Raw genomic sequence first — 10,783 nt, 5'->3', positions numbered from 1 at the left:
ACCAAAACTTTCCTCCAAAGCTGATGATGTTCTCAGGCTGGTAAGGCATTACACTTGGTCCCAGTTGCTTTTCATTCAATAACCCACTGATGGCCAGGGCTTGGTCTCTTATGGTTTCGGCAGGTAGTCTAGTTCTTGAGCCTCTCGATAAGAACTTGTTATACGGATCCTTTTTAATCTTTTCCTCGTTTGTTGCCGAGCTTTGTCTATAGCTCTGGGACATGACTATTTTTTTGATCAATTTTTTTATGGACCAATTCATGTCTTCCTGAAAGTTTACCGCCAACCAATCCAATAGTTCGGGATGACTGGCAGGGATGCCCTGGCTTCCAAAGTCCTCCATGCTCTCAACGATTCCAAAACCAAATATCTGCTCCCAAATGCGATTGACAATAACGCGGGAGGTGAGGGAGTTCTCACCGCTTACCAACCATTTGGCAAAATCCAACCTATTGGGTTTTTCCTTGTTAATTGTTCCCATTATTTCAGGGGTGTTGGCTGTTACTTCTTCTCCCTTTGAACGCCAGTCGCCCCGTTCAAATACAAAGGTGCTTCTTGAACGTGATTGTGGTAAATCTTTTAGAATAGGGGTTTCTATGGCTTTTGTATTGGATAATTCTACCAATTTGGCCTGGAAACTCGGAGGATACTTGTCTTTTAAAGGAGCTTTTTCATGATAAAAGACCCAGTCTACACGGATGAGGTCTTGGGCAAAGGTTTTGTCTTTTTTAAAGTAGTAAAAGAGGTCTCGTTTTCCCGAAACCGGTTCAATCGGCACCTTTAACGTTTCCCAGTCTTTGGGCCGATTGCCTGGAAAACCTGTGTCTGTTATTCCAAAGGTACCCTCTCCTATTTTTCTGCCAAGGATTGAGTCCAATCTAATTTCCACCTTGGCTCCATACAGGGAGGCATAACCCATGGAGATGGCTTTGATATCTGTCAAGTCAACATTCTCGAACATGATCCATGAACTGTCCTGAACTTGCCAAATAGATTCCTGGTCATGTGCAACCAACTCGATAAACCGGCTTTTGTCCTGAAACTCCTCTGCTTCAACCTTTCTATAGCCCATAGTATAAAGGAGTTCTTGCTTTTGTTTGTGCAGGTAGCTATCGCTGATTTCCGGAAGCTTTTCTGAGGGCTTTAGGTTTTCATTTACCCATGATAGCAGGTCTTTGACCCTTTGTTCACTTTCTTTTTCATAAGTAAAAACTTTGGGTTGTTCGTTGTATAGGTCTTTGTCTTGGGTATTGTTAAAGAAGGCCTGGCTTTTGTAAAACTCCTCGTGTCGGATTGGGTCATAGGGATGACTATGACATTGCACACATGCCATGGTGGTACCTTGCCAAACTTCAAAGGTGGTGCCTACCCTCTCCATCACTGCTGCTACCCTAAACTCCTCATCATTTGTTCCGCCTTCATCGTTTGCCATGGTGTTTCTGTGGAAAGCAGTGGCCAATAAATCAGATTCAGTCGGTTCAGGCAATAGGTCTCCTGCCAGTTGGGCAATAGTAAATTGATCAAATGGCATGTCTTGATTAAAGGCTTCTATCAGCCAATCTCTGTACTTCCAGATTTCCCTATGCAAATCTTTCTCATAGCCTTTGGAATCAGAATAGCGTGCCAAATCCATCCAAAAGGCGGCCCACTTCTCTCCAAAATGGGGAGAGGCCAGCAGTTGGTCAACCTTATTTTCGTAAGCATTGGGAGAAGTGTTGGCCATAAAATCATCATAAGCTTGCAGCTCCGGTGGCAAGCCTGTAATGTCCAAAGTTAACCTCCGGAGAAGCAATTCTTTTGGAGCCTCTTTGTTTGGATTTAGCTCCATCTGGTCCAATTTCCTGAAAATAAAATGGTCAATTTCGTTTTGTGCGGGTATTTCACTATCCACAGAAGGCACTTCTATGTCTTTTTTTGGAGGGATATAGGCCCAGTGCTTTTCCCAGTTTGCTCCCTGATTGATCCATTCTTTGATCAGGTCAATTTCTTCTTGGGTTAAAGGATCTTTTCCCAATGGCATTCTTAGCTCGGGATCGTGGTGTGTCAGGCGTGTGACCATTTCTGAAGCTTCAGCATCTCCGGGGATTATAGCAGGCTTTCCGGATTCAGTATTCATTTTGGCCTCTTCTTCAAAAAGCAAGGAAAAACCACCGGATTGTTTGACACCTCCGTGGCAAGAAATGCATTTGTTATTGATAATGGGCCGGATTTGGCGATTATAGCTTATCTTTTCTTGGCCCGGCCATAACCAAAAAGTTAGGATCAGAAGTACAGGCAATAAGAAGATGAAGATTCGGCTTTTCATTTTGGGTAGTTATGCTAATAGTAGCATTAAATGTAAGTAATAAAAACTTTACTTTCAAAGTCCAATCCTGTACAATACCCATCCCTTGGTATAATAAATCTTGCAAATTTGTAAATCAAGAAGTAACTTTTATAAACCAAACAGGATAGTACAGGGTGGTTGTATCACAAAATTTTAATAGTATTGTGTTAAACAGCAATAGTGATTAATTAAGGGTAAAGGTGGTTTTGCAGTGAGATTTGAAACTGATCCGAATGTTGGGCTGAGTATGTGCTTTGTTGGTAATGCTGTTGGTTTTGATCAATTTTAGAAGTTTCGCTCATAAAACTTTAGACCCGGAAAAATGAAATCGAATGAAAAGGATAAGTAAAGGTAACCTGTTAATCTCCCTGACTGTGTTTTTTTTCGCGGCATTGGGAATTATCACAGAGGTGAGTGCATTTGAAACAGTGCTATTGTTTCAGGCAGCTGAGGCGGAAAATGCCTTTTGGTTGTGGAAGTTTTTAGGGCGTTTACATCCCCTTGCAGTTCACTTTCCCGTCAGCTTTCTTTTATTGGCCGCTCTGTTAGAGTTGTTTACATTTAAAGATTTTAACCATAAACTAAGACCGGGTATCTCTGCTTTGGTATGGACAGGGGCCATAGGGGCTGTAGTAGCTGTGGTTTTAGGCTTGTTATTGGCTAATGTAGAAGAATATGGAGGGCGTTTGCTGGATATTCATCAGTGGACCGGGATTGCAACGGCCATTCTGGGTCTTTTACTGCTTTTTTTATTGGGGAAAATAAAAGATGGGTATCCGAAGACAGCCATAAAAAGTTTTAGAATTGCTCTATTTATCACTGCCTTAGGTGTTTCAATTGCCGGACATTTCGGTGCTTCATTGACCCATGGGGAGGAATATTTGACAGAGACTTTGCCTTGGAATGAATCAACCTATTCCGCTGAGGACTTAAACATAGATTTGGTGGCCTTTGAAGAAGAAGGTGCCTTAAGTGAACAAAAGCAAATTGAATTGGTAGGCAAGGTAAGGGCGGTATTTGCCCACAATTGCTATAAGTGTCACAGTGATGCCAAGATTAAAGGAGAGCTTAGGCTTGATTCCAAGGAGTTTACTTTTGCCGGTGGAGAGTCGGGGCCGGTTATTATTCCGGGAAATGCTGACAAAAGCGAACTGGTTCGAAGAATCAAGCTTCCAAAAGACCATAAAGAGGCCATGCCTTCCAAAGGCAAAGTGCTTTCCAATGATGAGATAGCCTTGATCTCTTTTTGGGTGAACAAAGGAGCACCTTGGCCGGATGCTGCCGAAGAAGTAAGTGTTTTTAGGGTAGCAGACCTTGCCCCAAGGCGACCCAACTTGCCGGCTCAAAGAAAAGGATTGACGCAAGCCATCGATATTTGGGTGGATGAGTATTTTGAAGAGCAAGAAATAGCTTGGAAAGAACCTGTGGATGACAAGGTTTATCTGAGAAGGATATACTTGGACATAGTAGGTTTACAGCCTTCCCCGGAAGAATATTCGGCCTTTATGAATGACAACAGGCCTGATAAAAGGGCGATTTGGGTAAGTGAATTGCTGGATAGGAATGACGATTATGCAACCCACTGGCTGACTTTCTGGAATGATGCCCTGAGAAATGACTATACCGGTACAGGCTATATTACCAAAGGGCGGTATGCCATTACCGATTGGTTGTACAACTCATTACGTGACAATAAACCTTATGACCAATTTGTCAAACAGTTATTGAATCCTGATGAAAAGTCCAAGGGTTTTATCGAAGGCATTCGCTGGAGAGGAGATGTCAATGCAAGTCAGGTCACTGAAATGCAAGCTGCACAAAATGTTGGGCAAGTAATATTAGGGCTTAATCTCAAATGTGCTTCCTGCCATGACAGTTTTATTAGTGACTGGAAACTTACAGAAGCCTATGCATTTGCTAATATTTTTGCGGATTCATCTTTGGTGGTTAGTCGTTGTGATATTCCTACAGGAGAGAAGGCCGGAACTAAAATTCTTTGGGAGGAATTGGGTGAAATTGACAGCACTGCCACAAGGTCTGAGAAGTTGGAACAGCTGGCTGAATACTTGGTGCAACCTGCCAATGGCCGACTTTACCGCACCATAGTCAATAGAATATGGAAACAAATGATGGGTAGAGGCTTGGTGGAGCCTGCAGACGAGATGGATAATATCCCTTGGAGCCAGGATTTATTGGATTGGCTGGCTACAGACTTTGAAGAAGACGGATACGACCTGAAGCAACTCATATATAAAATTGCCATATCCAAAGCTTATCAACAGCCGGCAGTAGGGGTAGAGAGCCCTTTGTTTCTTGTGGAAGATGATTTTATTTTTGAAGGGGCAGTTATCCGAAGAATGACGGCAGAGCAATTTACCGATGGGGTAAGTCAAAAAATTTACCCTCTATTTACAGAGGAGGAAATGAAGTATGACCCCAATCAGCTGGCAGTTTCCGAGCAATCTGACATAGGCTTTGTTCGCGCATCCCTGGTGGCAAATAACGGCTTGCTTAAAGCCCTTGGGCGTACCAACCGGGAAGTGGTAATGACGAGTAGAGACAGTCAGGCGAGTTTATTACAAGCATTGGAATTAACCAATGGCGAAAAGCTGAACAGTACCCTAAAAGAAGGGGCGGTCAGATGGAAAGAAAAATATGAAGCCGGAGAAATAATTGTTCAGGAAGTTTACCAGCAACTATTGGGAAGAGCGCCTCAAGAAAAGGAATTCAAAATTGCTATGGCAGCTTTGGGAGAAGAACCGGAGCCTGAAGCCATACAGGATTTATTTTGGGCAGTTTTGTTACTTCCTGAATTTCAGTTAATTTACTAATCAAAAGCTTAAGCTATGAATTATAATTGGAGAAGAAGAGATTTCTTAAAAAAGACAAGCGCTGCTTCTATTGCAGCCATGGCTGCAGGAGCTCCAATTTCAGCCTTATTAAACGCATGCACTGCGGATACCGTGATTTTGCTTTATATGGCAGGTGGAATGGCTCATACAGAGACTTTTGACCCAAAAAAATATACCCCCTTTAGAAAAGGCATGGAGGCCAAAGAGGTGTTGAGTACCTTCAAAGCTGTTCCTACCGTTTTAGATGGGGTTAATTTTTCTGAGGGCCTTGAGAAAATTGGGGGTGTTATGGATAAGGGCAGTCTGATTCGTTCCTATGTTGCCGCTGATCTTGGCCATATTTTGCATACCCGACACCAATTTCATTGGCATACTTGCTATGAGCCACCACAGTCTGTAGCGGTACCCCATATGGGTTCTTGGATGGCCAAGGAATTGGGACCGGTCAATCCGGTTATTCCGCCTTTTATCAATATTGGGCAGCGGTTTACCGTAGGAGAAGGGGAGGAATTGAAGGCCTTCCACAGTGCCGGTTTTCTTGGCAGTGAGTATGGGCCTTTTTTGATACCTGATCCGAGTTCCGGTTTAGACAGTGTTCGCCCTCCGGTAGGTATGTCCAACAAGCGATTTGAAGCAAGGAATCAGCTTTATGAGAATTTGATAAAAGAAAGTGCCATGGGGGAATTTGGAAGTGATTACCAAAAAGAATCGCTGAAGCGATCCATGGAGCAAGCCTATATGCTATTGAATAGTCCGGAAGCGAAGGCTTTTGATTTAAGCCAGGAGCCAAAGGAAAAATATGACATTTACAACACGGGTAAATTTGGTTTGGGTTGTTTGATGGCCAAGCGGCTGGTGGATCAGGGAGCCAGGTTTATAAGTGTTACTTCAGAATACGAACCTTTTGTAGGCTGGGATACCCATGAAAACGGGCACACCAGGCTGAAAGGAATGAAAAAATTGATTGATGCACCTATTGCTCAGTTGATTAAAGATTTGGATGAAAGTGGAAAGCTGGATCGGACTTTGGTGGTATTGGCCAGCGAATTTAGCAGGGATATGCTGACGGAAGGAAGACCGGGAGCGAAAGTAAAAGACCAAGTGGAGGTGCCTGACATAATTGAAGACATGAAAAATTATGGCATGCATAGGCATTTCACAGATGGTTGTTCGGTATTGATGTTTGGAGGAGGAATCAAAAAAGGCTATGTTTATGGTAAAACTGCTGATGAAAGGCCATGTAAAAGTATAGAAAAGCCAATCAAAATTGCGGCTTTGCACCAGACCATTTACCATGCCCTGGGTATGGATCCGGAAACGAATTATGAAATTGAAAAACGTCCATTTTATACCACTCCAGATGGGCATGGAGAAGCAGAAATGGATTTATTCGCTTAAATTACACCCATGAAAGAAAACCCAAATCCAAGAAGAGAATTTTTAAAGAAATCAGGACTCACAGTGCTTGCAGGAGCAGTGGTTCCTAATATTATTGTTAATAAAAGCTACGGAATGAAAAAAGAAACCATACTGGGGCATGGCATGCACCGATATAAGGTCATAGAAGGATGGGGAAATTTGGACCCAGCCAAAAACCCTGTTAATGACTGCCATGAAATGGTGGAGGATGCAAAAGGAAGATTGATCCTTTTGACCAATGAAACCAAAAATAACGTCATTATTTATGATAAATCAGGCAAGTTGCTGGAAACTTGGGGGGACACTTATCCAGGCGCACATGGGCTTACCATCAGTGATGAGGGTGGCGAGGAGTTTCTATACATTGCAGACAATACCAGAAATCAGGTGATAAAAACCGATTTAAAAGGTAGAGAAATTATGGTGATGGATTACCCCAGAGAAACAGGTAATTATGCCTATCCCAAACAATTTGTTCCTACAGAAACAGCCATTAACCCCGCCAATGGAGATATTTATATAGTAGATGGTTATGGTAAAAATTATGTAACTCAGTACAATGCCAAGGGTGAGTTGATCCGACAGTTTGGAGGAAAAGGTGAGACCAATGAAACCTTCAACTGTTGTCATGGTATTTTGGTAGATACCAGAGATAAAAACAACCCTACCTTGCTTATTACAGACAGGGGGAATATGCAGTATAAGCGCTTTACTTTGGATGGGAAGTATATCAAAACCATCCCTACCCCCGGTTCATTTGTATGTAGGCCCGTTTTACGTGGAGACAATGTATATGCTGCGGTGTATAGAAGTACCACACAGGCTTATCCCAATTCCGGTTATATCACCGTCTTGGACAAGAATGACCGGGTAGTTTCCACTCCGGGAGGCACTGCTCCGGAATATGTCAATGGAAACCTTCAGGAACAGCGAAAAGACATGAGTTTCCAAGGTTTTATGCATCCCCATGATGTTTGTGTAGACAGAGATGAAAATATCTATGTTCCTCAATGGGCCTCAGAGAAAACCTATCCGGTAAAGCTGGAAAGGATTTAGAAAGAAATTTTGTCCAAGTAAAAAAGCCACCTTTTTTCAAAGGTGGCTTTTTTATTCCCGGCGGAAATCGAAGTCATACAGTTGATTTCAAAAGCCAAAATCGTGAACATAAGCGATCTGCCTACTGATTACTCCTTCACCCTTAACCTTTTATTATAAACTACCTTATTATTAACAAAAACACGGAAAAAATACCTGCTTTTTGGGTACCTGCTTAAGTCAAAGGTGAGCCTACCTTCTTTAAAATCTCTGTAAAGATGCTCTTCCACTACTTCTCCTCCGGGGTCTTTAATCAACTTAATAAGTACCTCTTCCGGGTTGTTTGATAAAAAATCGAAGTAAGTGAAATCTTTTGTTCGGGTAGGGAATACACCCAGAGAAATTTCATTTTCCAAAATTGGGTCAGGTGTATCGCCCACTGTAAAGTTATAAGTGATGCTACTTCCGAAATCTGAATTAAAGCTTTTGACAATTTTTCCTTGTGAATTGAGTAAGATGGCCTTTCCTCTTCCGGCCCTTGTTTTATACCAAAACTCTAAGCCGTCTCCACCTTCATCTTTGAGCACCAGTTGATAAGCACCTTTGCTTAATTGGAGGCTGTCTTTATATAAGGTGTCAGCAACCAAAGTGCCCACCTCTCTTTGGTAAAGTATATTTCCTTCGGCATCCACGATTTGGTAGCCATTGTCTTCAGGCTTCTTATTCGTTTCTAAATGAAAAATCAAAGTAGGTTCATGGACAGGGGTTGGGGTATAGTTGACAGACATAAGATTGTCCTGTTTTGAAGCATCTTTTCTCCCATTAGGTTTTCTCAGTTCAAATTGATAGGTAAGTGCACCTTTTTGAAGGATAAGTCCGGGCATTGTAACTGTGTCCATTTCGCCGGGCTGGAGTAAGCCTTCCCAGTTATAGATATTGGAATCTTGTCCTTTTGACCCGTGATTGATGCTTAGCTTGGTTAATGGTTCGGCTCCGTTATTTTTAATCACGATGGTGGGGCCAAAAGTAGCAGGGTTTAATCTACTATGGATGGCCTTTTTTGAGGGAATAATAACATCTTCAATGGTTACATCATTTTTTTTCCTATAAGCCTTGTATTGGATCAGGTAGGCTGCAATTAGTTCATTGGCAATGGGTTTGGGAGAGTTGTAATCCTCCATTTTCAGCTGAATAGTATGTTTGGGTTTTGCAATGGCAAAATCATATAAATCTGGTTGGATCAGGTCTCCCGGGCACCAATTGGCACGGTCAAAAATCCATGTTCCTGCTTGTGGATACAGGGGGTTTTCTCCACACTGTTTCCAAATTTGACGACTGGCAACCAATTTTTCGTCCAGAAGAAAGTCCCGGTATTTATTGCAAAATTCTCCGCATCCATCAGGTCGATCCATGCCATGTCCGGTTTGGAGGATGCGTAACCTTCCCATAGCGGCATCTTTTTCTGAGGTAAACTGTACCGGTTTCAAAGCTTTATCAATGGGCTTTTCCTTGTCTCCGTAAGCAAAAGAGCCATCGTATATTTTGGTAATGGAAATAGGCTCCATGGCTGGTTGACCTTTGATAAGGTCAAAGGCTACTGTGACTTTCCAACCACGGTCATTATTGGTCTCATAGCCGGTATGCTTGTATTCCAACTCTACGCTGTCTCTTAACAACAGGGAAAAGTCTGTAACATCCACCTGCCAGTCAAATTCCCATTTTTCCCCGAATGCACCTCCATAAGGAGTAAGCATTCTTCCAATTTCAAAATCCTGTAATTCACCTTCCTTGCCCCCGGTTCTCTTAATTGTTATATGATCCAGGTAATCCCAGTCTGCACACCGCATATTATCGGGGCAGGCAAATTTTATCTTCATTACTATTTTTCGGATAGCTTCTTCTTCACCGGGAAACACAGCCCATTCTGTATAAGTATTGGCTCCTTTGGAAGGGTCGGTTACTACGGTAATCGCATCATGGCTAATGATTTGTAAGGTGTCTCCTTGACCGGCCCAAAGAGATGAATTGAACCAGAAAGATAAAATGCTTATCAGTAAGAATTGCTTCATGGAGTTAATAAGGTAGGTTTATGATTTTAGATAAAAATAGCGGAAGGCTCAAAGTTACCATCAAAATTAGATTACTTAAAAACTCCTATAAGTTTTTCTTATCAATTTTAAGAAATCTTTTGCAAAACCAGATGCTGTATTAACTTGAATTAAGTTGTAGGTAGATTTATTATTTGGTAAGCCCAATCAAAGCAAATTATAGACGGTGAAGCCGATCCGAAGCCAGAGAGTACTAAGTATGCGGTGTTTATTATTTCTGCTCTTCTCATGAAACGGCAAAACTGAGTTTTTTTGTTGTTTTTCTTATGAAGTTACTTACCATAAATATTTTTCTGATAACATAGCACTCTAACAATTTCTAAAGTCAATGACTAAGGATTGTTTAGTTAATTATATAAAAAGTTTAGACGACCTTTATCATCATTTTGTTTAGAACAATTCCATGTGGAATTTTTTATCAAATAAAATATTTATCATTTTCTTTACAAAATATTCTTGTAATTCGCATAAAATTGAATCTTTTAAAATGAATAAAAGGAAAATTGCTTTGGTCATGGGCGGCTATACCGGGGAGTCTGTGGTTTCTGAAAAAAGCGCTACTGTCGTTGCCCAAAATCTGGATAGAGATCGTTATGAAGTGCATAAAGTTCATATTTATCCTAACAATTGGTATTTGGAAGAAGAGGATGGGACAAGATTGCCTATGGACCTAAACGGTTTTTTTGCCTTGAAAAATGGAAAAAAACTTACTTTCGACGGAGTGTTTAATATCATACATGGGTCTCCCGGAGAGGACGGTAAGCTGGTGGGGTATTTTGATATGCTAGGCATTCCTTATACAACTTGCGATGCGCTGACATCTTCCATTACCATGAACAAGGCCTATACAAAAAAGATTGTTGCGGAAATCCCCGATTTACATGTGGCAAGGTCTGTACAGTTGTTTGCCAATAAGCCCGGACTAGCTGAGCAGCTCCTTGAAGAGTTGCGGTTGCCAATATTTGTAAAACCCAACAATGGGGGCAGTAGTATTGGTATGAGTAAAGTGAAAAGTGCTGAGGAGTTATCATTAGCTTTGGACC

The 10,783-nt window shown here is 41.7% G+C and carries 5 protein-coding genes and 1 pseudogene; 4 read left to right on the top strand and 2 right to left on the bottom strand.

What is annotated here, in order from left to right:
- Positions 1-2,305, bottom strand: a 2,305-nt coding sequence (locus AAC037_RS10025; RefSeq protein WP_339902866.1) for a DUF1549 domain-containing protein, incomplete at its 3' end; no start/stop codon positions are given.
- A gap of 353 nt (positions 2,306-2,658) precedes the next feature.
- Here AAC037_RS10025 and AAC037_RS10020 point away from each other — a divergent pair.
- The 3 genes from AAC037_RS10020 to AAC037_RS10010 are packed head-to-tail and all read left to right on the top strand — an operon-like array spanning position 2,659 to position 7,653.
- Positions 2,659-5,157: a PSD1 and planctomycete cytochrome C domain-containing protein gene (locus AAC037_RS10020; protein ID WP_339902865.1), complete on the top strand. Its 2,499-nt coding sequence runs from the start codon at positions 2,659-2,661 to the stop codon at positions 5,155-5,157.
- 15 nt (positions 5,158-5,172) lie between these two features.
- Entirely contained in the window at positions 5,173-6,576 is a 1,404-nt protein-coding gene (locus AAC037_RS10015; protein ID WP_339902864.1) for a DUF1501 domain-containing protein, read from the top strand.
- A gap of 9 nt (positions 6,577-6,585) precedes the next feature.
- Positions 6,586-7,653, top strand: coding sequence for a 6-bladed beta-propeller (locus tag AAC037_RS10010; RefSeq protein ID WP_339902863.1), 1,068 nt, complete (start codon positions 6,586-6,588; stop codon positions 7,651-7,653).
- 128 nt (positions 7,654-7,781) lie between these two features.
- On the opposite strand, the gene AAC037_RS10005 is transcribed toward AAC037_RS10010, so the two are convergent.
- Positions 7,782-9,701 carry a peptide-N-glycosidase F-related protein gene (locus AAC037_RS10005; protein ID WP_339902862.1) on the bottom strand — a complete coding sequence of 640 codons (1,920 nt, stop codon included), beginning with the start codon at positions 9,699-9,701 and terminating at the stop codon, positions 7,782-7,784.
- Between the two features lie 526 nt (positions 9,702-10,227).
- Between AAC037_RS10005 and AAC037_RS10000 the strand changes: the two are divergent.
- Positions 10,228-10,783: pseudogene (locus AAC037_RS10000) on the top strand (D-alanine--D-alanine ligase); the annotation flags it as partial.

The sequence above is a fragment of the uncultured Cyclobacterium sp. genome, from assembly GCF_963976465.1.
GTDB lineage: Bacteria > Bacteroidota > Bacteroidia > Cytophagales > Cyclobacteriaceae > Cyclobacterium.
This window is presented reverse-complemented; position numbering and strand designations above follow the sequence as displayed.